27 protein-coding genes, 4 tRNA genes and 1 rRNA gene are annotated in these 25,920 nt (G+C 58.1%); all 32 read right to left on the reverse strand.

Translation table 11 applies throughout. From position 1 onward, the window contains the following. Window positions 1–14 precede the first annotated feature (14 nt). The gene (gene rpsQ, locus G7020_RS01300; RefSeq protein ID WP_037025751.1) at window positions 15–281 is read right to left on the reverse strand and encodes a 30S ribosomal protein S17; all 267 of its coding nucleotides are present in this window, start codon (window positions 279–281) and stop codon (window positions 15–17) included. Between the two features lie 2 nt (window positions 282–283). Then, on the reverse strand, window positions 284–475 hold the full coding sequence (gene rpmC, locus G7020_RS01305) for a 50S ribosomal protein L29 (protein WP_003289209.1): 192 nt from the start codon (window positions 473–475) through the stop codon (window positions 284–286). Next, window positions 475–888 (reverse strand): 50S ribosomal protein L16, encoded by a 414-nt coding sequence (gene rplP, locus G7020_RS01310; RefSeq protein ID WP_014854222.1) that lies wholly within the window; start codon window positions 886–888, stop codon window positions 475–477. Before rplP ends, rpmC begins: the two co-directional genes overlap by 1 nt. Before the next feature lie 12 nt (window positions 889–900). Next, window positions 901–1,587 (reverse strand): 30S ribosomal protein S3, encoded by a 687-nt coding sequence (gene rpsC / locus G7020_RS01315; protein ID WP_181082241.1) that lies wholly within the window; start codon window positions 1,585–1,587, stop codon window positions 901–903. A gap of 13 nt (window positions 1,588–1,600) precedes the next feature. After that, on the reverse strand, window positions 1,601–1,933 hold the full coding sequence (gene rplV / locus G7020_RS01320; RefSeq protein WP_181082242.1) for a 50S ribosomal protein L22: 333 nt from the start codon (window positions 1,931–1,933) through the stop codon (window positions 1,601–1,603). A 12-nt stretch (window positions 1,934–1,945) separates the two neighbouring features. Further along, window positions 1,946–2,221, reverse strand: a complete 276-nt coding sequence (gene rpsS, locus G7020_RS01325; RefSeq protein ID WP_021209376.1) for a 30S ribosomal protein S19 — start codon at window positions 2,219–2,221, stop codon at window positions 1,946–1,948. A 16-nt stretch (window positions 2,222–2,237) separates the two neighbouring features. Continuing rightward, entirely contained in the window at window positions 2,238–3,059 is an 822-nt protein-coding gene (gene rplB / locus G7020_RS01330; RefSeq protein WP_181082243.1) for a 50S ribosomal protein L2, read from the reverse strand. Window positions 3,060–3,073: 14 nt separating this feature from the next. Then, window positions 3,074–3,373, reverse strand: coding sequence for a 50S ribosomal protein L23 (gene rplW / locus G7020_RS01335; RefSeq protein ID WP_037025744.1), 300 nt, complete (start codon window positions 3,371–3,373; stop codon window positions 3,074–3,076). Continuing rightward, window positions 3,370–3,972, reverse strand: coding sequence for a 50S ribosomal protein L4 (gene rplD / locus G7020_RS01340; protein WP_181082244.1), 603 nt, complete (start codon window positions 3,970–3,972; stop codon window positions 3,370–3,372). The genes rplW and rplD overlap by 4 nt, the downstream gene beginning before the upstream one ends. 12 nt (window positions 3,973–3,984) lie before the next feature. Then, a complete protein-coding gene (rplC, locus tag G7020_RS01345; RefSeq protein ID WP_181082245.1) occupies window positions 3,985–4,620 on the reverse strand; it encodes a 50S ribosomal protein L3 in 636 nt (211 codons plus the stop codon). A gap of 81 nt (window positions 4,621–4,701) precedes the next feature. After that, complete coding sequence (rpsJ, locus tag G7020_RS01350; RefSeq protein ID WP_003186070.1) at window positions 4,702–5,013, reverse strand: 30S ribosomal protein S10; 312 nt, start codon at window positions 5,011–5,013, stop codon at window positions 4,702–4,704. Between the two features lie 149 nt (window positions 5,014–5,162). After that, entirely contained in the window at window positions 5,163–6,362 is a 1,200-nt protein-coding gene (gene tuf / locus G7020_RS01355) for an elongation factor Tu (protein WP_181082246.1), read from the reverse strand. A 30-nt stretch (window positions 6,363–6,392) separates the two neighbouring features. After that, window positions 6,393–8,495, reverse strand: a complete 2,103-nt coding sequence (gene fusA / locus G7020_RS01360) for an elongation factor G (RefSeq protein WP_181082247.1) — start codon at window positions 8,493–8,495, stop codon at window positions 6,393–6,395. Between the two features lie 30 nt (window positions 8,496–8,525). Continuing rightward, window positions 8,526–8,996, reverse strand: coding sequence for a 30S ribosomal protein S7 (gene rpsG, locus G7020_RS01365; RefSeq protein ID WP_181082248.1), 471 nt, complete (start codon window positions 8,994–8,996; stop codon window positions 8,526–8,528). 98 nt (window positions 8,997–9,094) lie between these two features. Then, on the reverse strand, window positions 9,095–9,466 hold the full coding sequence (gene rpsL, locus G7020_RS01370; protein ID WP_025240342.1) for a 30S ribosomal protein S12: 372 nt from the start codon (window positions 9,464–9,466) through the stop codon (window positions 9,095–9,097). A gap of 137 nt (window positions 9,467–9,603) precedes the next feature. After that, window positions 9,604–13,803 (reverse strand): DNA-directed RNA polymerase subunit beta', encoded by a 4,200-nt coding sequence (rpoC, locus tag G7020_RS01375; RefSeq protein ID WP_181082249.1) that lies wholly within the window; start codon window positions 13,801–13,803, stop codon window positions 9,604–9,606. A gap of 61 nt (window positions 13,804–13,864) precedes the next feature. Continuing rightward, window positions 13,865–17,935, reverse strand: coding sequence for a DNA-directed RNA polymerase subunit beta (gene rpoB, locus G7020_RS01380; RefSeq protein ID WP_181082250.1), 4,071 nt, complete (start codon window positions 17,933–17,935; stop codon window positions 13,865–13,867). A 217-nt stretch (window positions 17,936–18,152) separates the two neighbouring features. Continuing rightward, on the reverse strand, window positions 18,153–18,521 hold the full coding sequence (gene rplL / locus G7020_RS01385; RefSeq protein WP_181082251.1) for a 50S ribosomal protein L7/L12: 369 nt from the start codon (window positions 18,519–18,521) through the stop codon (window positions 18,153–18,155). Window positions 18,522–18,597: 76 nt separating this feature from the next. Continuing rightward, window positions 18,598–19,098 carry a 50S ribosomal protein L10 gene (gene rplJ / locus G7020_RS01390; RefSeq protein WP_014854237.1) on the reverse strand — a complete coding sequence of 167 codons (501 nt, stop codon included), beginning with the start codon at window positions 19,096–19,098 and terminating at the stop codon, window positions 18,598–18,600. Between the two features lie 207 nt (window positions 19,099–19,305). Next, window positions 19,306–20,001 (reverse strand): 50S ribosomal protein L1, encoded by a 696-nt coding sequence (gene rplA, locus G7020_RS01395; RefSeq protein ID WP_181082252.1) that lies wholly within the window; start codon window positions 19,999–20,001, stop codon window positions 19,306–19,308. Continuing rightward, window positions 20,001–20,432 carry a 50S ribosomal protein L11 gene (rplK, locus tag G7020_RS01400; RefSeq protein ID WP_125840149.1) on the reverse strand — a complete coding sequence of 144 codons (432 nt, stop codon included), beginning with the start codon at window positions 20,430–20,432 and terminating at the stop codon, window positions 20,001–20,003. Before rplK ends, rplA begins: the two co-directional genes overlap by 1 nt. Window positions 20,433–20,544: 112 nt before the next feature. Continuing rightward, window positions 20,545–21,078, reverse strand: coding sequence for a transcription termination/antitermination protein NusG (nusG, locus tag G7020_RS01405; protein WP_019342058.1), 534 nt, complete (start codon window positions 21,076–21,078; stop codon window positions 20,545–20,547). 9 nt (window positions 21,079–21,087) lie between these two features. Then, window positions 21,088–21,456, reverse strand: a complete 369-nt coding sequence (gene secE / locus G7020_RS01410) for a preprotein translocase subunit SecE (protein WP_181082253.1) — start codon at window positions 21,454–21,456, stop codon at window positions 21,088–21,090. Window positions 21,457–21,499: 43 nt separating this feature from the next. Continuing rightward, window positions 21,500–21,575 (reverse strand) — tRNA-Trp (locus G7020_RS01415). Between the two features lie 52 nt (window positions 21,576–21,627). After that, a complete protein-coding gene (gene tuf / locus G7020_RS01420; RefSeq protein WP_181082246.1) occupies window positions 21,628–22,827 on the reverse strand; it encodes an elongation factor Tu in 1,200 nt (399 codons plus the stop codon). A gap of 83 nt (window positions 22,828–22,910) precedes the next feature. Next, a tRNA-Thr gene (locus tag G7020_RS01425) sits at window positions 22,911–22,986 on the reverse strand. A 35-nt stretch (window positions 22,987–23,021) separates the two neighbouring features. Then, window positions 23,022–23,095, reverse strand: a tRNA-Gly gene (locus G7020_RS01430). 25 nt (window positions 23,096–23,120) lie between these two features. Next, window positions 23,121–23,205, reverse strand: a tRNA-Tyr gene (locus G7020_RS01435). Window positions 23,206–23,345: 140 nt separating this feature from the next. Further along, window positions 23,346–24,014, reverse strand: a complete 669-nt coding sequence (locus G7020_RS01440; RefSeq protein ID WP_181082254.1) for an SPOR domain-containing protein — start codon at window positions 24,012–24,014, stop codon at window positions 23,346–23,348. A 7-nt stretch (window positions 24,015–24,021) separates the two neighbouring features. Then, window positions 24,022–24,768: a type III pantothenate kinase gene (locus G7020_RS01445; RefSeq protein ID WP_181082255.1), complete on the reverse strand. Its 747-nt coding sequence runs from the start codon at window positions 24,766–24,768 to the stop codon at window positions 24,022–24,024. Then, window positions 24,758–25,720: a bifunctional biotin--[acetyl-CoA-carboxylase] ligase/biotin operon repressor BirA gene (gene birA / locus G7020_RS01450; RefSeq protein ID WP_181082265.1), complete on the reverse strand. Its 963-nt coding sequence runs from the start codon at window positions 25,718–25,720 to the stop codon at window positions 24,758–24,760. Before birA ends, G7020_RS01445 begins: the two co-directional genes overlap by 11 nt. Before the next feature lie 124 nt (window positions 25,721–25,844). After that, window positions 25,845–25,920: ribosomal RNA gene (gene rrf, locus G7020_RS24325) — 5S ribosomal RNA — on the reverse strand; the annotation flags it as partial.

A 25,920-nucleotide genomic window follows, 5' to 3' on the forward strand; every position in this document is an offset into this window, starting at 1 on the left:
CCGACCCCTAGCCCTTAGACTTCGACGGCACGTTCGACGACATCAACCAGCATCCAGGACTTGGTCTTCGCCAGCGGACGAGTCTCGCGGATGGTGACCTTGTCGCCGATACGGCACTGGTTGGTTTCGTCGTGGGCGTGCAGCTTGGTCGAACGCTTCACGTATTTGCCGTAGATCGGGTGCTTGACGCGACGCTCGATCAATACGGTGATGGTTTTGTCCATTTTGTCGCTGACGACGCGGCCAGTCAGCGTGCGGACAGTCTTTTCAACTTCAGCCATGATCACTTACCTGCCTGCTGGTTGAGCACAGTCTTGACACGAGCGATGTCGCGCTTGACTTGCGAGAGCAGGTGAGACTGCCCCAACTGGCCAGTCGCTTTCTGCATACGCAGATTGAACTGGTCGCGCAGCAGCTCGAGCAGTTGCTCGTTCAGCTGCTGAGCGGATTTTTCACGAAGCTCATTCGCTTTCATCACATCACCGTCCGCTTAACAAAGGAGGTGGCGAGCGGCAGCTTTGCAGCAGCCAGGGCGAAAGCCTCACGCGCCAGCTCTTCGGAAACACCCTCGATCTCGTAGAGCACCTTGCCCGGTTGAATCTGGGCTACCCAGTACTCGACGTTACCCTTACCTTTACCCATCCGGACTTCCAGAGGCTTTTTGGTGACAGGCTTGTCGGGGAATACACGGATCCAGATCTTGCCGCCACGCTTCACGTGACGGGTCAGCGCACGACGCGCGGACTCGATCTGACGGGCCGTCAGACGACCACGGGATACAGACTTCAGAGCGAACTCGCCGAAGCTGACCTTGCTACCGCGCTGAGCCAGGCCACGGTTGTGACCGGTCATCTGCTTGCGGAATTTTGTACGCTTGGGTTGCAACATTTGGCGTACTCCTTACTTGGCAGCTTTTTTACGAGGCGCAGGCGCTTGGGGCTTGAGCTCTTCATGGCGACCACCAATCACTTCGCCTTTGAAGATCCAGACCTTGACACCGATCACACCGTAAGTGGTGTGCGCTTCGTAGGTGTTGTAGTCGATATCGGCACGCAGGGTGTGCAGCGGCACACGACCTTCCCGATACCATTCCGTACGGGCGATTTCAGCCCCACCCAGACGACCGCTCACCTGGATCTTGATGCCTTTGGCACCAATGCGGATTGCGTTCTGTACGGCGCGCTTCATGGCGCGACGGAACATCACGCGACGCTCCAGCTGCTGAGCAACGTTCTGTGCTACCAGCATTGCATCGAGTTCCGGCTTGCGGATTTCTTCGATGTTGATGTGCACAGGCACACCCATTTGCTTGGTCAGGTCCTGACGCAGCTTCTCAACATCTTCACCTTTCTTGCCGATCACGATGCCGGGACGAGCGGTGTGGATGGTGATGCGTGCGGTTTGAGCCGGGCGAGCGATGTCGATACGGCTTACGGACGCGCTTTTTAATTTGTCCTGGAGGTACTCACGCACGTTCAGATCTGCAAGCAGATAATCGGCGTACGTACGACCGTCTGCGTACCAGACGGAGGTGTGCTCCTTGACGATTCCCAGGCGAATGCCAGTGGGATGTACTTTCTGACCCATCTGATCGACTCCGTTACTTGTCCGCAACCTTGACAGTGATATGGCAAGACCGCTTGACGATGCGATCAGCGCGGCCCTTGGCACGCGGCATGATGCGCTTAAGCGAACGCCCCTCGTTGACGAAGACGGTGGAAACCTTCAGGTCATCCACGTCAGCGCCTTCGTTGTGCTCGGCGTTGGCTACGGCCGACTCCAGCACTTTCTTCATGATCTCGGCGGCTTTCTTGTTACTGAAAGCCAGCAGGTTGAGCGCTTCGCCCACCCCTTTCCCGCGGATCTGGTCGGCGACCAGGCGGGCTTTCTGGGCGGAGATGCGAGCGCCCGACAACTTAGCGGCTACTTCCATCTTCATTACCCCTTAGCGCTTGCCTTTCTTGTCGGCAACGTGACCACGATAGGTACGGGTGCCGGCAAATTCGCCGAGTTTGTGACCGACCATGTCTTCGCTCACGAGAACGGGAACATGTTGACGACCGTTATGCACAGCGATGGTCAGACCGACCATTTGCGGCAGGATCATGGAACGACGCGACCAGGTTTTCACCGGCTTGCGATCATTCTTTTCCATCGCCACTTCGACCTTCTTCAATAGGTGAAGATCGATAAAAGGACCTTTTTTCAGAGAACGCGGCACTGTCGTATCCCTCTAGTTACTTGCGACGACGGACGATCATGTTATCGGTGCGCTTGTTGGAACGAGTCTTCGCGCCCTTGGTCGGGAAGCCCCATGGCGACACCGGATGACGACCACCGGAGGTACGACCCTCACCACCACCATGGGGGTGATCGACCGGGTTCATGGCCACACCGCGAACGGTCGGACGGACACCACGCCAGCGCTTGGCACCTGCTTTACCCAGCGAACGCAGGCTATGCTCGGAGTTCGAGACTTCGCCCAGAGTCGCGCGGCATTCAGCCAGCACCTTGCGTGTTTCGCCGGAGCGAAGACGCAGCGTCACGTACGCACCTTCACGCGCAACCAGCTGAGCCGAAGCACCAGCGGAACGAGCGATCTGGGCACCTTTGCCCGGCTTCAGCTCCACACCATGAATGGTGGAACCCAGCGGGATGTTGCGCAGCGGCAGACTGTTACCAGCCTTGATCGGCGCATTGACGCCCGACAGCAACTGATCGCCAGCACTCACGCCCTTCGGCGCGATGATGTAGCGACGCTCGCCATCTGCATACTTCAGCAGCGCGATGTGCGCAGTACGGTTCGGGTCGTATTCGATGCGCTCGACGATGGCTGGAATGCCATCCTTGTTGCGACGAAAATCGACCAGACGGTAATGCTGCTTGTGACCACCGCCAACGTGACGAGTGGTGATGCGACCGTTGTTGTTACGGCCACCGGATTTCGACTTCTTCTCGAGCAGCGGAGCATAAGGAGCGCCTTTGTGCAGCTCCTGACCCACCACCTTGACCACAAAGCGGCGGCCCGCGGAAGTCGGTTTGCATTTAACGATTGCCATGATGCACCCCTTCCTTACTCAGCACTGCCGGAGAAATCGAGATCCTGGCCCGGCTGAAGCGCGATGTACGCTTTCTTCCAGTCGTTACGCTTGCCCAGACCGCGAGCGGTACGCTTGGTCTTGCCCTGAACATTCAGGGTGCTGACCTTGGCGACCTTCACGTTGAACAGGCTTTCGACGGCCTTCTTGATTTCCAGCTTGGTTGCGTCGGTCGCAACCTTGAAAACGAACTGGCTCTTGCTGTCGGCCAGCATGGTTGCCTTCTCGGAGACATGCGGACCAAGCAGGACTTTGAATACGCGTTCCTGGTTCATCCCAGCAGCTCCTCGAATTTCTTCACAGCCGACACGGTGATCAACACCTTGTCATAGGCGATCAGGCTGACGGGATCGGAACCCTGAACATCACGTACGTCGACGTGCGGCAGGTTGCGAGCAGCCAGATAAAGATTCTGATCGACCGCATCGGAAACGATCAGCACGTCATTCAGACCCATACCGTTCAGCTTGTTGGCAAGCAGCTTGGTCTTGGGGCTGTCGACGGCGAAGTCTTCGACCACGACCAGGCGCTCGGAACGAACCAGCTCGGCAAGAATGGAACGCATCGCGGCGCGATACATCTTCTTGTTGAGCTTCTGCTCGTGATTCTGCGGACGAGCAGCGAAAGTCACACCACCGCCACGCCAGATCGGCCCACGAGTGGTACCGGCACGCGCACGACCGGTGCCCTTCTGGCGCCAGGGACGCTTGCCGCCACCGGCGACATCGGAGCGAGTCTTCTGCTGCTTGCTGCCCTGACGACCGCCTGCCATGTAGGCGACGACTGCCTGGTGCACCAGCGTCTCGTTGAACTCAGCGCCAAAGGTACGCTCGGAGACTTCTATGGCTTGTGCGCCATTAACATTCAATTGCATGTGAACTCCCCCTTACCCGCGAGCCTTGGCGGCCGGACGCACGATCACGTCACCACCAGTGGCGCCGGGCACTGCACCCTTCACCAACAGCAGGTTACGCTCGGCATCGACACGCACGATTTCCAGAGACTGCACGGTTACGCGCTCGGCGCCCATGTGCCCGGACATCTTCTTGCCCTTGAAAACACGACCCGGAGTCTGGCACTGGCCAATCGAACCCGGTACGCGGTGGGATACGGAGTTACCGTGGGTATTGTCCTGACCACGGAAGTTCCAGCGCTTGATGGTACCGGCAAAGCCTTTACCCTTGGACTGACCGGTGACATCCACCATCTGTCCAGCCTGGAAAATCTCGGCCTTGATCTCGTCACCGGCCTGGAACTCCTCGCCCTCGAGGCGGAACTCCCAGACGCCACGACCGGCAGCTACATTCGCCTTGGCGAAATGACCGGCCTGAGCCTTGGTGACACGGGACGCACGACGCTCGCCAACAGTGACCTGTATGGCGCGATAACCATCGCTTTCTTCATTCTTGAACTGGGTGACACGATTCGGCTCGATCTCGATGACCGTAACCGGAATAGAGACACCATCCTCGGTGAAAACGCGGGTCATGCCGCATTTACGACCGACTACACCAATAGTCATATTGTAACCTCTTGAGTGTACGGGGCTTTCACCCGCTATGGCCGCCCATTTCAGAGCGTTACACGACTAAAACTCCAGGTTTTAGCCGAGGCTGATCTGCACTTCCACGCCAGCCGCAAGATCAAGCTTCATAAGCGCATCGACGGTCTTGTCGGTTGGCTGAACAATGTCCAGCACACGCTTATGAGTGCGGATTTCGTACTGATCGCGCGCGTCCTTGTTGACGTGCGGAGAGACCAGAACGGTAAACCGCTCTTTGCGGGTCGGCAGTGGAATCGGACCACGCACCTGAGCACCAGTACGTTTCGCGGTTTCCACGATTTCCTGGGTTGATTGATCGATCAGGCGATGGTCAAAAGCCTTCAACCGAATACGGATTTGTTGGTTTTGCATTTTGACCTCAGACTCCAATTAGCCATCCCTACCGAACGCAATACGCCCGATAAAAGGAGGCGCAATTGTACGGATGCGTCCAGGGGGTGTCAATAAATGATCAGCAATAGAAAAAGGCCCCCGAAGGAGCCCTTTTCCACATCGAATGATTATTCGATGATCTTGGCAACCACGCCGGCACCAACGGTACGGCCACCTTCGCGAATCGCGAAGCGCAGACCGTCTTCCATGGCGATCGGAGCGATCAGGGTGACAACCATTTTGATGTTGTCGCCCGGCATAACCATCTCAACGCCTTCCGGCAGTTCGCAGTTACCGGTCACGTCAGTGGTACGGAAGTAGAACTGCGGACGGTAGCCCTTGAAGAACGGAGTGTGACGACCGCCTTCTTCCTTGCTCAGGACGTAGACTTCGCCTTCGAACTTGGTGTGCGGCTTGATGGTGCCTGGCTTGGCCAGAACCTGACCACGCTCGACGTCATCACGCTTGGTACCGCGCAGCAGCACGCCAACGTTCTCACCGGCACGACCTTCGTCGAGCAGCTTGCGGAACATTTCGACACCGGTGCAGGTGGTCTTGGTGGTATCACGGATACCAACGATCTCGATCTCTTCCTGGATACGGACGATGCCACGCTCGACACGACCGGTTACCACGGTGCCGCGACCGGAGATGGAGAACACGTCTTCGATCGGCATCAGGAACGGCTTGTCGATAGCGCGCACAGGCTCGGGAATGTAGCTGTCGAGAGTTTCGACCAGCGTCTTCACGGCAGTGGTGCCCAGACCGTTTTCGTCTTCACCGTTGAGCGCCATCAGCGCGGAGCCGATGATGATCGGCGTGTCGTCGCCCGGGAAGTCGTAGGTCGACAGCAGGTCACGAACCTCCATCTCGACCAGTTCCAGCAGCTCGGCGTCATCTACCATGTCGGCCTTGTTCAGGAACACGACAATGTAGGGAACACCCACCTGACGGGACAGCAGGATGTGCTCGCGAGTCTGCGGCATGGGGCCGTCAGCAGCCGAGCAGACCAGGATCGCGCCGTCCATCTGGGCAGCACCGGTGATCATGTTCTTCACATAGTCGGCGTGACCGGGGCAGTCGACGTGCGCGTAGTGACGGATCGGGGAATCATATTCAACGTGGGAGGTGTTGATGGTGATACCACGAGCCTTCTCTTCCGGCGCGTTGTCGATCTGGTCGTAACCCTTGGAGACGCCACCCGAACCGAAGACTTCGGCACAGACGCGAGTCAGGGCTGCAGTCAGCGTGGTCTTGCCATGGTCGACGTGACCAATGGTGCCGACGTTGACGTGCGGTTTGTTACGTTCGAATTTTTCTTTAGCCACGACAGTAAACCTCTTACTTAAAGGGCTGAATCAACCTTGTTTTTTAACAATAGCTTCGACGATATTCGACGGAGCTTCGGAGTATTTCGAGAATTCCATGGAGTAGCTGGCACGACCCTGAGACATGGAACGTACATCAGTTGCGTAGCCGAACATTTCGCCCAGCGGCACCTCAGCACGGATGACCTTGCCAGTGACAGAGTCTTCCATCCCCTGAATCAGACCACGGCGACGGTTCAGGTCACCCATCACGTCACCCATGTAGTCCTCAGGCGTCACCACCTCGACCTTCATGACCGGCTCAAGCAGTACCGCACCGCCCTTCTGGGAAAGCTGCTTGGTCGCCATGGAAGCCGCGATCTTGAACGCCATCTCGTTGGAGTCGACGTCGTGGTAGGAACCATCGAACACGGTTGCCTTCAGGCCGAGCAACGGATAGCCGGCGAGAACACCGTTCTTCATCTGCTCCTCGATACCCTTCTGAATGGCCGGAATGTATTCCTTCGGAACCACACCACCGACAACCTCGTTCTTGAACTCCAGACCTTCCTGACCTTCGTCGGAGGGCTCGAAGCGAATCCAGCAGTGACCGAACTGGCCACGACCACCGGACTGGCGGACGAACTTGCCTTCGATCTCGCACTTGTTGCGGATCATTTCGCGATAGGCAACCTGCGGCTTGCCGATGTTGGCCTCGACGTTGAACTCGCGACGCATGCGGTCGACGATGATGTCCAGGTGCAACTCACCCATACCACCAATGATGGTCTGGCCGGTTTCTTCATCGGTACGCACGCGGAAGGACGGGTCTTCCTGAGCCAGACGACCCAGTGCGATACCCATTTTTTCCTGGTCAGCCTTGGTCTTCGGCTCGACGGCAACGTGAATCACCGGCTCCGGGAAGTCCATGCGCTCGAGGACGATCTGCTGGGTCAGGTCGCACAGGGTATCGCCCGTGGTCACATCCTTCATGCCGATCAGAGCAGCGATGTCGCCTGCACGTACTTCCTTGATCTCTTCACGCTGGTTGGCGTGCATCTGCACCATACGACCAACGCGCTCCTTCTTGCCCTTGACCGAGTTGATGACCGAGTCACCAGAGGCCAGGACGCCGGAGTAGACGCGAACGAAGGTCAGAGTCCCAACGAAGGGATCGGTTGCGATCTTGAAAGCCAGAGCAGAGAAAGGCGCTTCGTCCGAGGATTCACGCTCGTCGACCTTCTCTTCGTCATCCGGATGAACACCCTTGATGGCAGGGACTTCGTCCGGCGCCGGCAAGTATTCGATGACCGCATCGAGAACCAGGGGCACGCCCTTGTTCTTGAAGGAGGAACCCAGTACCGCCGGCACGATTTCACAAGCGATGGTGCGCAGACGCAGACCTTGCTTGATTTCCTCGACGGTAAGCTCGCCCTCTTCCAGATACTTGTTCATCAGCTCTTCATTGGCCTCGGCAGCTGCCTCGACCATGTTCGAGCGCCACTCTTCCGCCTGAGCCTGCAGCTCTGCAGGGATCTCTTCCTCGCGGAAGCTCATACCCTTGTCGTCTTCGTTCCAGTAGATCGCCTTCATCTTGATCAGGTCGACCTGACCAATGAAGTTCTCTTCCGAACCGATCTGCAGCTGCAGCGGAACAGGGGTATGCCCCAGACGCTTCTTGATCTGCTCGACGACACGCAGGAAGTTCGAACCCTGGCGGTCCATCTTGTTCACGTAGACGATACGTGGAACACCGTACTTGTTGGCTTGACGCCATACGGTTTCGGACTGCGGCTCGACACCGGAAGTACCACAGAACACGACGACCGCACCGTCGAGGACGCGCAGGGAGCGCTCCACTTCAATGGTGAAATCCACGTGACCGGGAGTATCGATGACGTTGACGCGATGGTTCTTGAACTGCTTGGCGGAACCCTGCCAGAAGGCGGTGACCGCAGCAGAGGTAATGGTGATACCGCGCTCCTGCTCCTGAACCATCCAGTCGGTGGTCGAGGCGCCGTCATGGGTTTCACCCATCTTGTGGTTAACACCGGTATAGAACAGTACGCGCTCTGTGGTGGTGGTTTTACCCGCATCCACATGGGCACAGATACCGATGTTACGGTAGAGGTTGATCGGTGTAGTACGAGCCATAAAGCCCTCGCGAGTTGTTGACGCTGAAAATTAGAAGCGGTAGTGCGAGAAAGCCTTGTTGGCTTCGGCCATACGGTGCACGTCTTCACGCTTCTTGACCGCAGCGCCTTTACCCTCAAACGCATCCCCCAGCTCACCTGCAAGACGCAGAGCCATGGACTTCTCGCCGCGCTTGCGTGCGGCATCCACCAGCCAGCGCATGGCCAGTGCGTTACGACGGGACGGACGAACTTCGACCGGAACCTGGTAAGTCGCACCACCTACGCGGCGGGACTTCACTTCGACCAGCGGAGCGATGGCGTCGAGTGCTTTTTCGAAGATTTCCAGGGGGTCGCTGTTCTTGCGCTCTTTGACCTTTTCCAGAGCACCATAAACGATACGCTCGGCAACGGCTTTCTTGCCGCTTTCCATCACGTGGTTCATGAATTTGGCAAGAATCAGACTTCCGTATTTCGGATCGTCAAGGATCTCGCGCTTGGCTGCTACACGACGTCTTGGCATTGATAAGCCCTCAAACGGTCTTCAGGTTAGCTCGGGACAATAACGATTGGTTACGCCCGACCTTACTCTTATCGACTCAGATAAATAAAAATTGCTGCTTACTTCGGACGCTTGGTGCCGTACTTCGAACGGCCCTGCTTGCGGTCCTTGACGCCGGAGGTATCCAGCGAGCCGCGCACGGTGTGGTAGCGAACACCCGGAAGGTCTTTTACACGACCGCCACGGATCAGCACTACGCTGTGCTCTTGCAGGTTATGACCTTCACCACCAATGTAGGAAGCGACTTCAAAACCGTTGGTCAGACGAACACGGCATACCTTACGCAGTGCAGAGTTCGGTTTCTTTGGCGTGGTGGTGTACACACGGGTGCACACGCCACGGCGTTGCGGGCAGTTCTGCAGCGCAGGGACGTCGCTTTTCTCGACGACCCGCTTGCGCGGCTGACGTACCAGCTGGTTGATCGTTGCCATCTACTAGCTCCACTGTTGTCTTTCGACACAAACGAAAAATGGCAGGGCACAAAGCCCCGCCAAATTAGGGGTACAAGAGTCTAAAGAGCTTCTTGCACACCGTCAAGGCAGACCCCGGCTTGCGCCGGGGCCTTCTTTCAATTGCCGCTGGAGTTCAGCGCCTCGGTCAGAGCCGCTTCGACTTCATCAGCACTGACTCGTACCGGCTTGTCGGCATCACGCTTGCGCTTGCGCTCGCTGTGATACTGCAGACCGGTACCGGCCGGGATCAGACGACCGACCACCACGTTCTCCTTCAGACCGCGCAGGTAGTCGCGCTTGCCGGTAACCGCCGCCTCGGTAAGGACGCGAGTGGTTTCCTGGAAGGATGCCGCCGAGATGAACGACTCGGTGGACAGCGATGCCTTGGTGATACCCAGCAATACACGCACGTATTTGGAGACGAACTTGTCGCCTTCGCTCAGGCGCTCGTTCTCTTCCAGAACCTGGGTCAGCTCCATCTGGTCGCCCTTGATGAAGGTTGAATCTCCAGACTCGGCGATCTCGACCTTGCGCAGCATCTGACGAAGAATCGTCTCGATGTGCTTGTCGTTGATCTTCACGCCCTGCAGGCGGTACACGTCCTGGATCTCGTTGACGATGTACTTGGCCAGCGCGCTGACACCCAACAGACGCAGGATGTCGTGCGGGTTGCTCGGACCGTCGGAGATCACTTCACCCTTGTTCACCTGTTCGCCTTCGAAGACGTTCAGATGGCGCCACTTCGGAATCAGCTCCTCGTACGGATCGGTACCATCGGTCGGCGTGATCACCAGGCGACGCTTGCCTTTGGTTTCCTTGCCGAAGGAGATGGTGCCGCTGATTTCCGCAAGGATCGACGGCTCTTTCGGACGACGCGCCTCGAACAGGTCGGCAACGCGCGGCAGACCACCGGTGATGTCGCGGGTCTTCGAAGTTTCCTGCGGGATACGCGCGATGACGTCACCCACATTGATCTCCGCGCCATCGGCAACACCCACCAGAGCGTTGGCCGGCAGGAAGTACTGGGCCGGTACATCAGTACCCGGCAGCAGCAGCTCCTTGCCATTGGCATCGACCATCTTGATCGCCGGGCGGATGTCCTTGCCGGAAGCCGGACGATCCTTCGGATCCATCACCTCGATGTTGGTCAGGCCGGTCAGCTCGTCGGTCTGGCGCTTGATGGTGATGTTTTCTTCCATGCCAACGAAAGTCACGACACCCTTCATCTCGGTCACGATCGGGTGAGTGTGCGGATCCCATTTGGCAACGACAGTGCCGGCATCGACCTTGTCGCCTTCCTTGATGGAAATCACTGCGCCGTAGGGCAGCTTGTAACGCTCGCGCTCACGACCGAAGTCATCCGCAACCGCCAGCTCACCGGAACGCGACACAGCCACCAACGCACCATCCACGCGCTCGACGTACTTGAGGTTATGCAGGCGGATGGTACCGCCGTTCTTCACCAGCACGTTGTCGACCGCCGAGGTCCGACTCGCCGCACCACCGATGTGGAAGGTACGCATGGTCAGCTGGGTACCCGGCTCACCGATCGACTGGGCCGCGATGACACCGACTGCCTCGCCGATGTTGACCTGATGTCCACGCGCCAGGTCGCGACCGTAGCACTTGGCGCAGATGCCGTAGCGGGTCTCGCAGGAGATCGGCGAGCGTACGATCACTTCGTCGATGCTGTTCAGCTCGATGAAGTCGACCCACTTCTCGTCAACCAGCGTGCCGGCAGGCACCAGCACGTCCTCGCTACCCGGCTTGAGAACGTCACGGGCGATGACACGGCCCAGAACGCGCTCACCCAACGGCTCGACCACATCACCGCCCTCGATGTGCGGCGTCATGTGCAGGCCTTGCTCGGTACCGCAGTCGATCTCGGTCACCACCAGATCCTGCGCTACGTCGACCAGGCGACGGGTCAGGTAACCGGAGTTCGCAGTTTTCAGTGCGGTATCCGCCAGACCCTTACGCGCCCCGTGAGTGGAGATGAAGTACTGCAGTACGTTCAGACCTTCACGGAAGTTCGCGGTGATCGGCGTCTCGATGATGGAGCCATCCGGCTTGGCCATCAGGCCGCGCATACCGGCCAGCTGACGGATCTGCGCAGCGGAGCCCCGCGCCCCCGAATCGGCCATCATGTACATGGAATTGAATGAATCCTGCTCGGCTTCCTTGCCGTCACGGTCGATGACTTTCTCTTTCGAGAGGTTGGCCATCATTGCCTTGGACACTTCGTCGTTGGCCTTGGACCAGAGGTCGATCACCTTGTTGTACTTCTCGCCCTGGGTTACCAGGCCGGACGCATACTGGCTTTCGATCTCCTTCACTTCCTCGGTGGCGGCATCGATGATGCGCGCCTTCTCATCAGGGATGACGAAGTCGTTCACACCAATGGAAACGCCGGAAATCGTCGAATAGGCGAAACCGGTGTACATCAGCTGGTCAGCGAAGATGACGGTGTCCTTCAGACCCACCGTGCGGTAGCACAGGTTGATCAGCTTGGAGATCGCCTTTTTCTTCATCGGCTGGTTGACCACGTCGAACGACATGCCCGCCGGAACGATCTGGAACAGCAGAGCACGACCGACAGTGGTGTCGACGATGCGGGTATTCTTGGTGATGCTGCCGTCACGATCCTTGATGGTCTCGTTGATACGCACTTTCACCCGGGCGTGCAGAGATGCCTCACCGCCGCGGAACACGCGGTCGACTTCCTGCAGGTCGGCGAACACCCGGCCTTCGCCCTTGGCGTTGATCGCTTCGCGGGTCATGTAGTACAGACCCAGTACCACGTCCTGCGACGGCACGATGATCGGCTCGCCGTTGGCGGGCGAGAGGATGTTGTTGGTCGACATCATCAACGCGCGGGCTTCAAGCTGGGCTTCCAGCGTCAGCGGCACGTGAACGGCCATCTGGTCACCGTCGAAGTCGGCGTTGTATGCCGCACAGACCAGCGGGTGCAGCTGGATCGCCTTGCCTTCGATCAGAACCGGCTCGAACGCCTGGATACCCAGACGGTGCAGAGTCGGTGCGCGGTTGAGCAGAACGGGATGTTCTCGGATGACTTCGGCGAGAACGTCCCAGACCTCGGGCAGCTCACGCTCGACCATCTTCTTGGCGGCCTTGATGGTGGTCGCCATGCCGCGCATTTCCAGCTTGCCGAAAATGAACGGTTTGAACAGCTCGAGGGCCATCTTCTTCGGCAGACCGCACTGGTGCAGACGCAGGGTCGGACCGACGGTGATCACCGAACGACCGGAGTAATCCACGCGCTTGCCCAGCAGGTTCTGACGGAAACGACCCTGCTTGCCCTTGATCATGTCGGCCAGGGATTTCAGCGGGCGCTTGTTCGAACCGGTAATGGCACGACCGCGACGGCCGTTGTCCAGCAGCGCGTCGACCGCTTCCTGCAACATGCGCTTTTCGTTGCGCACGATGATGTCCGGCGCCGACAGATCGAGCAGGCGCTTGAGGCGGTTGTTACGGTTGATGACGCGGCGATACAGATCGTTCAGATCCGAAGTTGCGAAGCGGCCACCATCGAGCGGCACCAGCGGACGCAGATCCGGCGGCAGAACCGGCAGAACGGTCAGCACCATCCACTCAGGCAGGTTGCCCGAGCCATGGAAGGCTTCCATCAGCTTGAGACGCTTGGACAGCTTCTTGATCTTGGTTTCCGAGTTGGTCTGCGGAATCTCTTCACGCAGGCGACCGATCTCGTGTTCCAGATCGATTTCGTGCAGCAGCTCGCGCACGGCCTCGGCCCCCATGCGGGCATCGAAGTCGTCACCAAACTCTTCGAGGGCTTCGAAGTACTGCTCGTCGTTGAGCAGCTGGCCTTTTTCCAGGGTGGTCATGCCCGGATCGATCACCACGTAGCTCTCGAAATAGAGCACGCGCTCGATATCGCGCAGGGTCATGTCCAGCAGCAGGCCGATACGGCTCGGCAGCGACTTCAGGAACCAGATGTGGGCGACCGGCGAAGCCAGTTCGATGTGCGCCATGCGCTCACGACGAACCTTGGCCAGCGCGACTTCAACGCCGCACTTCTCGCAGATCACGCCGCGATGCTTGAGGCGCTTGTACTTGCCGCACAGGCACTCGTAGTCCTTGACCGGGCCAAAGATCTTGGCGCAGAACAGGCCATCACGCTCGGGCTTGAACGTACGGTAGTTGATGGTCTCCGGCTTTTTCACTTCACCGAAGGACCAGGAACGAATCATCTCGGGCGATGCCAGCGCAATCTTGATGGCATCGAACTCTTCGATTTGACCCTGGTTTTTCAATAGATTCAGCAGGTCTTTCAAGGCCTTTCCTCCCAGCGGAGCAGGGAGCGAACCAACGTCCGCTCCCGATGTGCATCGCGTGTTATTCGGTTTCCAGATCGATGTCGATACCCAACGAACGGATCTCTTTGATCAGTACGTTGAAGGATTCCGGCATACCCGGCTCCATGCGGTGATCGCCGTCCACGATGTTCTTGTACATCTTGGTCCGACCGTTCACATCGTCCGATTTGACAGTCAACATTTCCTGCAGGGTGTAGGCGGCACCATAGGCTTCCAGTGCCCAGACCTCCATCTCCCCGAAACGCTGACCACCGAACTGCGCCTTGCCGCCCAGCGGCTGCTGGGTAACCAGGCTGTAGGAGCCGGTGGAACGCGCATGCATCTTGTCGTCGACCAGGTGGTTCAGCTTGAGCATGTACATGTAGCCGACGGTGGTGGTGCGCTCGAACTTGTTACCTGTACGCCCATCGAACAGCTGCATCTGGCCACTTTCCGGCAGATCGGCCAGCTTCAGCATGGCCTTGATCTCGCTTTCCTTGGCACCGTCGAACACCGGCGTGGCCATCGGCACGCCTTTGCGCAGGTTGTTGGCCAGGTCCAGCACTTCCTGATCGTTCAGATCATCCAGGCTCTCCTGGCGACCACCGATCTCGTTGTAGATCTGGCGCAGGAACTTGCGCAGGTCGGCGACCTTGCGCTGCTCTTCGAGCATCAGGTTGATCTTCTCGCCCAGGCCCTTGGCCGCCAGGCCCAGATGGGTTTCGAGGATCTGCCCGACGTTCATCCGCGACGGTACGCCCAGCGGGTTGAGGACGATGTCCACCGGCGTGCCGTTGGCATCGTGCGGCATGTCTTCGACCGGCATGATCACCGAGACCACACCCTTGTTACCGTGACGACCAGCCATCTTGTCGCCCGGCTGGATGCGACGCTTGATGGCCAGGTAAACCTTGACGATCTTCAGCACGCCCGGCGCCAGATCGTCGCCCTGCTGCAGCTTGCGCTTCTTGTCTTCGAACTTGTCGTCGAGCAATACGCGGCGATCGGAAATATAGGCCTGGGCCTTTTCCAGCTGCTCGTTGAGCGCATCTTCGGCCATGCGCAGCTTGAACCACTGACCATGTTCGAGACCGTCGAGGATTTCGTCGGTGATCACCGCGCCCTTCTTCAGACCCGCACCGCCTTCGGCAGTCGCACCGACCAGCGCCGCACGCAGACGCTCGAAGGTGGCGCCTTCGACGATACGGAACTCCTCGTTGAGGTCCTTGCGGATCTCGTCGAGCTGCATCTTCTCGATGGCCAGGGCACGGGAGTCGCGCTCGACGCCATCACGGATGAACACCTGCACGTCGATGACAGTGCCCTTGGTGCCGGTCGGCACGCGCAGGGAGGTGTCCTTCACGTCGGAAGCCTTCTCACCGAAGATCGCACGCAGCAGCTTCTCTTCCGGGGTCAGCTGGGTTTCGCCCTTGGGCGTGACCTTGCCTACCAGGATGTCGCCTGCACCCACCTCGGCACCTACATAGACGATGCCCGCTTCGTCCAGCTTGTTCAGCGCAGCTTCGCCCACGTTGGGGATATCGGCGGTGATTTCTTCTGGGCCGAGCTTGGTATCACGCGATACGCAGGTCAGTTCCTGAATATGGATGGTGGTGAAACGATCTTCCTGGACCACACGCTCCGAGAGGAGGATGGAGTCCTCGAAGTTGTAGCCGTTCCAGGGCATGAACGCGACGCGCATGTTCTGACCCAGGGCCAGCTCGCCCATGTCGGTGGACGGACCATCGGCCATGATGTCGCCGCGTTGAACCACGTCACCCTTGCTCACCAGCGGGCGCTGGTTGATGCAGGTGTTCTGGTTGGAACGGGTGTATTTGGTCAGGTTGTAGATGTCGACACCGGCTTCGCCCGTCTCGACCTCGTCATCATGCACGCGCACGACCACGCGGCTGGCATCGACCGAATCGATCACGCCGCCACGGCGAGCGACCACGCAGACGCCGGAGTCGCGCGCTACGTTGCGCTCCATCCCGGTACCGACCAGCGGCTTGTCCGAACGCAGGGTCGGCACGGCCTGACGCTGCATGTTCGAGCCCATGAGCGCACGGTTGGCGTCGTCGTGTTCGAGGAACGGAATCAGCGAGGCCGCAACGGAAACCACCTGCTTCGGCGACACGTCCATCAGCGTCACGTCTTCCGGCGCCTTGACGGTGAACTCGTTCAGGTGACGCACGGCGACCAGCTCGTCGACCAGCTTGCGGCCATCGAGCTTGGCGCTGGCCTGGGCAATCACATGGTCGGCTTCTTCGATGGCCGAGAGGAACACGATCTCGTCGGTGACTTCGCCTTCCTTGACCACGCGGTACGGGCTTTCGAGGAAGCCGTACTGGTTGGTGCGCGCATAGGCGGCCAGCGAGTTGATCAGACCGATGTTCGGACCTTCCGGCGTTTCGATCGGGCACACGCGACCGTAGTGGGTCGGGTGTACGTCACGGACTTCGAAGCCGGCGCGCTCACGGGTCAGACCGCCCGGGCCAAGTGCGGAAACACGGCGCTTGTGGGTGATCTCCGAAAGCGGGTTGTTCTGGTCCATGAACTGCGAGAGCTGGCTGGAACCGAAGAACTCCTTCACCGCCGCCGCAACCGGCTTGGCGTTGATCAGATCCTGCGGCATCAGACCTTCGCTTTCGGCCATCGACAGGCGTTCCTTGACCGCACGCTCGACGCGCACCAATCCTACGCGGAACTGGTTCTCGGCCATCTCGCCGACGCAACGCACGCGACGGTTGCCCAGGTGGTCGATGTCGTCGACGATACCCTTGCCGTTACGAATATCGACCAGAGTCTTGAGCACCGCAACGATGTCCTCGCGGCTCAGCACACCGGAACCTTCGATCTCGGTACGACCGATACGACGGTTGAACTTCATCCGCCCGACTGCCGACAGGTCGTAACGCTCAGAGGCGAAGAACAGATTGTTGAACAGCGTTTCGGCGGCGTCCTTGGTTGGCGGCTCGCCAGGACGCATCATGCGATAGATTTCCACCAGCGCTTCGAGCTGGTTGGTGGTCGAGTCGATCTTCAGGGTGTCGGAGATGAACGGACCGCAATCGATGTCGTTGGTGTACAGGGTCTCGAAACGGACGACCTGAGCCTTGACGATACTGGCCAGCACTTCGACGGTCAGCTCGGTGTTGCATTCAGCGATGATTTCTCCGGTCGCCGGATGCACGATGGCCTTGGCCACGGTGCGACCCAGCACGTAGTCCATCGGCATTTCGAGTTCTTTGACGCCGGACTTGTCGAGCTGATTGATGTGCCGCGCGGTGATGCGACGGCCTTGCTCGACGATCAGCTTGCCGCTTCCGTCAGTGATATCGAACGAGGCGATCTCGCCGCGCAGACGCTGCGGAACCAGCTCGAGCGCCAGCATCTCGCCCTTCACGTGGAAGACGTTGGTATCGTAGAAGGCATCGAGGATTTCCTCGGTGCTGTAATTCAGCGCACGCAGCAGTACCGAGGCCGGCAGTTTGCGGCGACGGTCGATACGCACGAACACGGCGTCCTTCGGATCGAACTCGAAATCCAGCCAGGAGCCGCGGTAGGGAATGATGCGCGCGGAATACAGCAGCTTGCCCGAGCTGTGGGTCTTGCCACGATCGTGGTCGAAGAACACGCCCGGCGAGCGGTGCAACTGGGAAACGATGACGCGCTCGGTACCGTTGATGATGAAGGTACCGTTCTCGGTCATCAGGGGGATTTCCCCCATATAGACTTCCTGCTCCTTGATGTCCTTGATCGCCTTGCTCGACGATTCCTTGTCGAAAATGATCAGGCGCACTTTAACCCGCAGCGGAACCGCGAAGGTCACACCACGCAGAACACATTCCTTGACATCGAAGGCTGGCTCGCCGAGGCGATAGCCGACGTATTCCAACGCTGCATTGCCGGAATAACTGATAATCGGGAAAACGGATTTGAAGGCTGCGTGCAAGCCAATGTCGCGGAACTGATCCTTTGTCGCTCCCGCCTGCAGGAATTCGCGATACGAATCCAGCTGGATGGCCAAAAGATACGGCACGTCCATCACGTGCGGTAACTTGCTAAAGTCCTTGCGGATTCGTTTTTTCTCAGTGTATGAGTAAGCCATCAGCGTTCCCCAGCTTGGTCACCTGCTTGTTTGGCCCCTCCCGACGGAAGTAGCCAGAAAATCGTGCGAATCCTTGATTCGCGCCACTCATGGAGTGGGTCTTTCCACTAGCCAGCCAATAAACAACAGCTAGCTATAACGGAAAAAGGCCGGTGGCAAAAGCCACCAGCCATCAGCCTTGTGCGAGTCGCTCCGGCTGTAGACGCAAGGTCGTCGCTTACTTGAGCTCGACCTTGGCGCCTGCTTCTTCCAGTGCCTTCTTGGCAGCTTCGGCTTCGTCCTTGGAGACGCCTTCCTTGACCACGCCAGGAGCGCCGTCAACGACCGCCTTGGCTTCTTTCAGGCCCAGACCGGTCAGTTCGCGAACAGCCTTGATCACGTTCACTTTCTTGTCGCCAGCTTCGGCCAGAACGACGGTGAACTCGGTCTGCTCTTCAGCAGCGGCAGCAGCCGGGCCAGCAGCAGCAACGGTAGCAGCAGCAGCGGTAACGCCGAACTTCTCTTCCATTGCCTTGATCAGTTCAACAACCTGCATCACGGACATTTCGGAAACGGCGTTGATGATGTCTTCGTTGGTCAGAGCCATGACTCTAGTTCCTGTATTTAGGTGACGGCCTGCGGCCATCTAATTTCATAAGAAGTTTGAAAGCAGCATGCTTGCCTTAGGCAGCAGCGGCTTCCTTCTGGTCGCGAACGGCCGCCAGAGTACGAGCCAGCTTGCTGGTAGCGCCTTGAATCACGCTCATCAGCTGCGAAATGGCTTCGTCATAGGTCGGCAGGGTTGCCAGCACGTCGATCTGATTGGCTGCGAGGAACTGACCCTCGAACGCAGCGGCCTTGATCTCGAACTTGTCCTGACCCTTGGCGAACTCCTTGAAGATACGGGCGGCAGCGCCCGGATGCTCGTTGGAGAATGCAATCAGGGTCGGGCCTTTGAACACGTCGTTGAGCACGTCGAACTGAGTGCCTTCAACGGCGCGCTTGAGCAGGGTGTTACGTACGACACGTACGTACACGCCGGCTTCGCGGGCCTCTTTACGGAGTCCGGTCATGGCCCCCACGGTCACGCCACGGGCATCAGCCACGACAGCGGAGAGGGCAGCACTGGCAGCCTCGTTGACTTCAGCGACGATGGCCTTCTTGTCTTCGAGTTTGATTGCCACGGGTTTTACTCCTGGATGTTACCGTTTCATCCGGTCGAAACCGGACGGGTGTTGGTGTCTGATTCGGTACGAATCGGGAGCACCTCTGCGTAGGCTTGGAGAAACGAACTTCAACGGTTTAAGGCTTGCGCCGCCTACGGTCTTGGATAGCCCCCGCCAGGCAGGGACCCCAATATGCACCGCCCCGACCAGCGGAGCGGTTTCGTCTTACGCGTCTAGCGAAGCCTGGTCGATGACCAGCCCCGGACCCATTGTGGTGCTCAGGGTCACACGCTTGACGTAGATACCTTTGGACGTGGACGGCTTCAGACGCTTGAGGTCGGACAGCAGCGCCTCGACGTTCTGCTTGAGCTGACCGGCTTCAAAACCAATCTTGCCCACGGAGCTGTGGATGATGCCGTTCTTGTCGGTACGGAAACGCACCTGACCCGCCTTGGCATTCTTCACCGCAGTCGCGACGTCCGGAGTCACAGTGCCGACCTTGGGGTTCGGCATCAGACCGCGCGGACCGAGGATCTGGCCCAACTGACCCACAACGCGCATGGCGTCCGGGGAGGCGATGACCACGTCATAGTTCAGGTCGCCGCCTTTCATCTCGGCAGCCAGCTCGTCCATGCCAACGCGATCGGCGCCGGCAGCCAGAGCCGCTTCAGCAGCAGGGCCTTGGGTGAACACGGCAACGCGGACGGTCTTGCCGGTGCCGTTCGGCAGAACGGTTGCACCACGAACGACCTGATCGGATTTACGCGGATCAACACCCAGGTTGATGGCGATATCGAAGGATTCGGTGAACTTGACGGCCGACAGTTCGGACAGCAGGGTTGCAGCCTCTTCAAAACCGTACTGCTTGCCCGCTTCGATCTTCTGGGCAATCGTCTTCTGACGCTTGGTCAACTTAGCCATTACACGCCCTCCACGTTCAGGCCCATGCTGCGAGCGGAACCAGCGATGGTCCGTACGGCAGCCTCCATTTCGGCAGCGGTCAGATCAGCCTGCTTGGTCTTGGCGATCTCTTCCAGCTGGGCACGAGTAACGGTGCCGACCTTCTGGGTGTTGGGACGAGCAGAACCACTGGTGACGCCAGCAGCTTTCTTCAGCAGCACGGCCGCCGGAGTGCTCTTGGTTTCGAACGTGAAGCTGCGGTCACTGTAAACAGTGATGATCACAGGAGTCGGCAGACCAGGCTCCTGGCCTTGGGTGCGAGCGTTGAACGCCTTGCAGAATTCCATGATGTTCACGCCGTGCTGGCCCAGTGCAGGGCCGACCGGCGGCGATGGATTGGCCTGACCGGCCTTTACCTGAAGCTTGATATAAGCTTGAATCTTCTTAGCCATAGCTACTCCGTTATGGGTTCAAACGCCTTTCGGCTCCCCTGGTTACTTGTTTATCCCAGTGACGACAAAACCCCGCAGCGGCCAGCTGCGGGGTAAGGGATGCATGCGTCAGCTAGACCTTCTCGACCTGGCTGAACTCCAGCTCTACCGGGGTAGAGCGACCAAAAATCAGAACAGCCACCTGAATGCGACTCTTCTCGTAGTTGACCTCTTCGACCACACCATTGAAGTCGGCAAACGGGCCATCAGCAACGCGGACAACTTCGCCGGGCTCGAACAGGGTCTTGGGCTTAGGCTTGTCGCTACCATCAGCGACACGACGCAGAATGGCTTCAGCTTCCTTGTCGGTAATGGGCGCAGGCTTATCGGCCGTACCACCAATGAAACCCATCACTCGAGGCGTATCCTTGACCAGGTGCCATGCACCCTCAGCCATATCCATCTGAACCAGTACGTAACCGGGAAAGAACTTGCGCTCACTCTTGCGCTTCTGCCCGTTACGCATCTCCACGACTTCTTCCGTGGGGACCAGAATTTCGCCGAAATGATCTTCCATACCGGCAAGCTTGATGCGCTCAATCAACGAACGCATGACATGCTTCTCGTAACCCGAGTAAGCATGAACCACATACCAACGCTTAGCCACGGGACACCCTTAACCTACAATCATGGAAACCAGCCAACCGAGCAGGGAATCCAACCCCCACAACAGCAGCGCCATCACCAGCACAACCGCCAACACAATCAGCGTGGTCTGCGTAGTTTCCTGACGGGTCGGCCAAACGACTTTACGAATCTCGACGCGCGCTTCCTTCAGCAAAACAAAGAAAGAGCGACCTTTTGATGTCTGTAGCGCAACAAACGCAGCCACGACCGCAACGACAAGCAGGGCAATCACTCGATAGAGAATAGGCTCGGCGGCGTAATACTGATTACCAACGACAGCCACAGCCACCAAAGCAGCAACAACAAGCCACTTCACCAAATCGAAGCGCGTGTCTTTAGCTTCTGCTTTGACATTCATCTGCAAGAACCCTGTAAAAAACTGCCAAGTTCGATATTGAAATTGGCAGGCCAGGAGGGAATCGAACCCCCAACCTACGGTTTTGGAGACCGTCGCTCTGCCAATTGAGCTACTGGCCTAACAAGAGTCAGGCCGACTATTATGCCGGCCCGAGCAAAACAGATCAATCGATTATTCGATGATCTTGGCAACCACGCCGGCACCAACGGTACGGCCACCTTCGCGAATCGCGAAGCGCAGACCGTCTTCCATGGCGATCGGAGCGATCAGGGTGACAACCATTTTGATGTTGTCGCCCGGCATAACCATCTCAACGCCTTCCGGCAGTTCGCAGTTACCGGTCACGTCAGTGGTACGGAAGTAGAACTGCGGACGGTAGCCCTTGAAGAACGGAGTGTGACGACCGCCTTCTTCCTTGCTCAGGACGTAGACTTCGCCTTCGAACTTGGTGTGCGGCTTGATGGTGCCTGGCTTGGCCAGAACCTGACCACGCTCGACGTCATCACGCTTGGTACCGCGCAGCAGCACGCCAACGTTCTCACCGGCACGACCTTCGTCGAGCAGCTTGCGGAACATTTCGACACCGGTGCAGGTGGTCTTGGTGGTATCACGGATACCAACGATCTCGATCTCTTCCTGGATACGGACGATGCCACGCTCGACACGACCGGTTACCACGGTGCCGCGACCGGAGATGGAGAACACGTCTTCGATCGGCATCAGGAACGGCTTGTCGATAGCGCGCACAGGCTCGGGAATGTAGCTGTCGAGAGTTTCGACCAGCGTCTTCACGGCAGTGGTGCCCAGACCGTTTTCGTCTTCACCGTTGAGCGCCATCAGCGCGGAGCCGATGATGATCGGCGTGTCGTCGCCCGGGAAGTCGTAGGTCGACAGCAGGTCACGAACCTCCATCTCGACCAGTTCCAGCAGCTCGGCGTCATCTACCATGTCGGCCTTGTTCAGGAACACGACAATGTAGGGAACACCCACCTGACGGGACAGCAGGATGTGCTCGCGAGTCTGCGGCATGGGGCCGTCAGCAGCCGAGCAGACCAGGATCGCGCCGTCCATCTGGGCAGCACCGGTGATCATGTTCTTCACATAGTCGGCGTGACCGGGGCAGTCGACGTGCGCGTAGTGACGGATCGGGGAATCATATTCAACGTGGGAGGTGTTGATGGTGATACCACGAGCCTTCTCTTCCGGCGCGTTGTCGATCTGGTCGTAACCCTTGGAGACGCCACCCGAACCGAAGACTTCGGCACAGACGCGAGTCAGGGCTGCAGTCAGCGTGGTCTTGCCATGGTCGACGTGACCAATGGTGCCGACGTTGACGTGCGGTTTGTTACGTTCGAATTTTTCTTTAGCCATCGAGACCGTCTCCCATCGTTGAATTGAGCTAGTCACGCCACCATTAAAACAAAGGCAGATATATACATATCTGCCTTTGGGTTTGGAGCTCATGAGCGGATTTGAACCGCTGACCTCACCCTTACCAAGGGTGTGCTCTACCAACTGAGCTACATGAGCGTAACACTTTCTACCTGTCGCACAGACCTGAAACATGGAGCGGGTAGCGGGAATCGAACCCGCATCATCAGCTTGGAAGGCTGAGGTTCTACCACTAAACTATACCCGCGCTAGCCGAGGCCTACGCTTGAATCTGGTGGAGGGAGAAGGATTCGAACCTTCGAAGTCGATGACGTCAGATTTACAGTCTGATCCCTTTGGCCACTCGGGAACCCCTCCAAAACGAGGCGGCATTCTCTATGCCAGCCACCTCACTGTCAAGCATTTTCTCATTTAAAAACCTGAGGTTAGCTTTACTGACAGAAGCTTGCGAACAGCCACTGGAGCTGTACCGCGAAGCGGGCGCCATTCTATGCAAACTATTCGGAAGTTGCAACGCTTGCGCAGGGCATTTGCCGGCGCTGCAGGTCGGAGAAATCACGCACCATAGCCAGAAGCAACTGATCGTCGACATGATGCCGACTCTGGCTTTCTACGCGAACCCAGTATTTCCGATGAGCCCTAGGCAACTCGCGAATCAACGCACTGTAGTCGAGCCCCTGTAGCCGCCCCACTACGCTTTCGGCTGAGTCCTTCCGCGAGAATATTCCCAGGGAAATTCCATTGGAGAGATCGCCAACCGTGATGATATAGCTGTCTATATTCCGCGACTGAAGCTCCCGAAGTTGACGCAATGAAGCCTGACGCGAAACCAGTGGCGGCAGATAGACCCAATAGTCAACCCCAGAGGTCGCATCGATACCCTGCAACGTCGAAGCTATATCCAGGCTCAGCAAACGCTGCCGTAAAGCCACCGCCAATGACTCATCATCGAAACCACCCAGAAACAGGCAAACTGAATCTTCCGCAGCCCGCGCAGGCTGAATACGCCTTCCCGGCTCATTCGACTCACTCAACAGACGGATACCTGGATCAGGTGTAGCAGTGACCGGTACTGGCAGCTCCTGCGCACCCCAAGGCACCCGCTGCTGGTTATGGAGGTAGTAAAACAGATTGAACAGTATCAGGAGCAGCAGAAGCCAGCGCATCTGAACCTCATAATGGACAGGCTATCGCTAGCCCCTTGAACACCAGATCCGGCACAAACCTCACCTGCCGCCCCCCATTAAAAAGGGACGCATCTCCGCCAGTCACGAAAACCTCCGGCTGCTCTCCAAGGTAGTGCGCGGCACCGGCAATCTGGCTTTCTATATAGCCGCATAGCATCTTCAAGCAGCCGCGCTCGACCGCTTCACTTGTACTGCGTCCTGGCGTCGTATCACTCAGCGCTGCCCGCGCCTCCTGCGCATCGTACAGAATGCGTTTGGTATGAGTGCGTAACTGCTCGGTCAGAAGTGACATTCCTGGCGTGATATAACCACCCAGGTGTTCTCCACCTTCGCCAACCAGGTCGATGGTCACCGCCGTGCCAAGATCGATTACAACGCACGCCCTGCGGCACAACTGATATGCCCCCACAATCGCCAGCCAGCGGTCGAGCCCAAGCCGCTGGAAGTCCTTGTAGCCATTTGTCACCCCTCCGAGCATTCTGGAGGAAGCGGCACACATCACCTCAATACCAAGGGTCCTGGCAATCGCCCCCACCAGCAGTCCGGTCTCGTTATCGCTTCTGACACTGACCAGCCGGCACTTGGAAATCCTGATCGAAGATAAAGAGATCAACTCACCCAACAACTGATCAACCTCGGCCGAAACCCCGAATGCCTGGACGCGACCATGCGCAGCCGGATTGATTACCCGCCATTTGATGAAACTGTTACCGCAATCGAGCTCAAGAATCATCTTCAAGCCTCAAACTGAGCTCTCCGCCACTGAAACGTCTTTCATGCCCATCCACTTCCAGCCTTAGCGCTCCCTGATCGTCGACACCCAGCACCCGCCCCCGGACTTCCTGTGACCCGGTACTCAAGCAACAATGTTGTGCATGCCAGATATTGCAAGCCTCCCACTCCGCCCGAAGCCCACCAAAACCTTCCTCGGCATGCCGTGCCAAATAATGATGCAGCGAATGGCTCAAAGCTCGAACGAGTTCATTTCGATCCACCAGAGCCGAGGTTTCATTGCGCATCGAGGTCCAGGCCTGCGCTATCTCAACCGAACTGGCAGCCATGTTGACGTTGATGCCGACACCAATGACCACATGACAAAGATCCGCAGGATCGCCCGTCAGCTCCATCAGTATTCCGGCGATCTTTTTTCCACCTGCATAGATATCGTTGGGCCACTTGACCCCGGCCTGCTCCACCCCCATCTGACGCAAGGTCTGCATGACCGCAAGCCCCACGACCAAACTCAGGCCTGACAGGCGCTGCGGGCCGCCGGACACGGTAAGCGCCAGCGTGTAGTAGAGATTTTGCGCAGGCGGACTCACCCAGACACGCCCCCGACGCCCCCTTCCATTTGTCTGCGACTCCGCCAGCACCACGAAGGGTGTCTGGGCACCTGCAAGCAGCATCCGGAGAGCCTCGGCATTAGTCGAGTCAGTGCTATCCATGACCTTCAATCCCCAGCCGAGCTGCTGGAGGACCGTCGTATTATCGTCAATATCAATCAATGAGATGGCTTCAGCCAAGCGATAACCCCGCCCAGGCACCTTGTAAAGCTGTATGCCCAGAATCACTTCAAGCCGCTGCAGATGTTTCCATACCGCGCTGCGGCTTATGCCTAGGACAGCTCCAAGCTCCTGCCCCGAATGGAAGCGGCCATCCTGCAATATTTCCAGCAACCTGTTCATATAAGCCCTTTCAGCAAGGCGGGCATCATAGCGACAGATATAAAAAGAGCCCAGTGCTTCCTTTTTCTTTTGCGCAAAGACAAACCCCCGATCATCTTTCGATGGTCGGGGGTTTGGTGTAGAAGCTTGACGATGACCTACTCTCACATGGGGAGACCCCACACTACCATCGGCGATGCGTCGTTTCACTTCTGAGTTCG

The organism is Stutzerimonas stutzeri, assembly GCF_013522825.1.
Lineage (GTDB): Bacteria > Pseudomonadota > Gammaproteobacteria > Pseudomonadales > Pseudomonadaceae > Stutzerimonas > Stutzerimonas stutzeri_AK.

Excerpts from the sequence above, each read along its gene's own strand:
- rpsQ (WP_037025751.1), bottom strand. The coding sequence starts at position 281 with ATGGCTGAAGTTGAAAAGACTGTCCGCACGCTGACTGGCCGCGTCGTC.
- rpmC (WP_003289209.1), bottom strand. The coding sequence starts at position 475 with ATGAAAGCGAATGAGCTTCGTGAAAAATCCGCTCAGCAGCTGAACGAG.
- rplP (WP_014854222.1), bottom strand. The coding sequence starts at position 888 with ATGTTGCAACCCAAGCGTACAAAATTCCGCAAGCAGATGACCGGTCAC.
- rpsC (WP_181082241.1), bottom strand. The coding sequence starts at position 1,587 with ATGGGTCAGAAAGTACATCCCACTGGCATTCGCCTGGGAATCGTCAAG.
- rplV (WP_181082242.1), bottom strand. The coding sequence starts at position 1,933 with ATGGAAGTAGCCGCTAAGTTGTCGGGCGCTCGCATCTCCGCCCAGAAA.
- rplB (WP_181082243.1), bottom strand. The coding sequence starts at position 3,059 with ATGGCAATCGTTAAATGCAAACCGACTTCCGCGGGCCGCCGCTTTGTG.
- rplW (WP_037025744.1), bottom strand. The coding sequence starts at position 3,373 with ATGAACCAGGAACGCGTATTCAAAGTCCTGCTTGGTCCGCATGTCTCC.
- rplD (WP_181082244.1), bottom strand. The coding sequence starts at position 3,972 with ATGCAATTGAATGTTAATGGCGCACAAGCCATAGAAGTCTCCGAGCGT.
- rplC (WP_181082245.1), bottom strand. The coding sequence starts at position 4,620 with ATGACTATTGGTGTAGTCGGTCGTAAATGCGGCATGACCCGCGTTTTC.
- rpsJ (WP_003186070.1), bottom strand. The coding sequence starts at position 5,013 with ATGCAAAACCAACAAATCCGTATTCGGTTGAAGGCTTTTGACCATCGC.
- fusA (WP_181082247.1), bottom strand. The coding sequence starts at position 8,495 with ATGGCTCGTACTACACCGATCAACCTCTACCGTAACATCGGTATCTGT.
- rpsG (WP_181082248.1), bottom strand. The coding sequence starts at position 8,996 with ATGCCAAGACGTCGTGTAGCAGCCAAGCGCGAGATCCTTGACGATCCG.
- rpsL (WP_025240342.1), bottom strand. The coding sequence starts at position 9,466 with ATGGCAACGATCAACCAGCTGGTACGTCAGCCGCGCAAGCGGGTCGTC.
- rpoB (WP_181082250.1), bottom strand. The coding sequence starts at position 17,935 with ATGGCTTACTCATACACTGAGAAAAAACGAATCCGCAAGGACTTTAGC.
- rplL (WP_181082251.1), bottom strand. The coding sequence starts at position 18,521 with ATGGCTCTGACCAACGAAGACATCATCAACGCCGTTTCCGAAATGTCC.
- rplA (WP_181082252.1), bottom strand. The coding sequence starts at position 20,001 with ATGGCTAAGTTGACCAAGCGTCAGAAGACGATTGCCCAGAAGATCGAA.
- rplK (WP_125840149.1), bottom strand. The coding sequence starts at position 20,432 with ATGGCTAAGAAGATTCAAGCTTATATCAAGCTTCAGGTAAAGGCCGGT.
- secE (WP_181082253.1), bottom strand. The coding sequence starts at position 21,456 with ATGAATGTCAAAGCAGAAGCTAAAGACACGCGCTTCGATTTGGTGAAG.
- tuf (WP_181082246.1), bottom strand. The coding sequence starts at position 22,827 with ATGGCTAAAGAAAAATTCGAACGTAACAAACCGCACGTCAACGTCGGC.
- G7020_RS01440 (WP_181082254.1), bottom strand. The coding sequence starts at position 24,014 with ATGCGCTGGCTTCTGCTGCTCCTGATACTGTTCAATCTGTTTTACTAC.
- G7020_RS01445 (WP_181082255.1), bottom strand. The coding sequence starts at position 24,768 with ATGATTCTTGAGCTCGATTGCGGTAACAGTTTCATCAAATGGCGGGTA.
- birA (WP_181082265.1), bottom strand. The coding sequence starts at position 25,720 with ATGAACAGGTTGCTGGAAATATTGCAGGATGGCCGCTTCCATTCGGGG.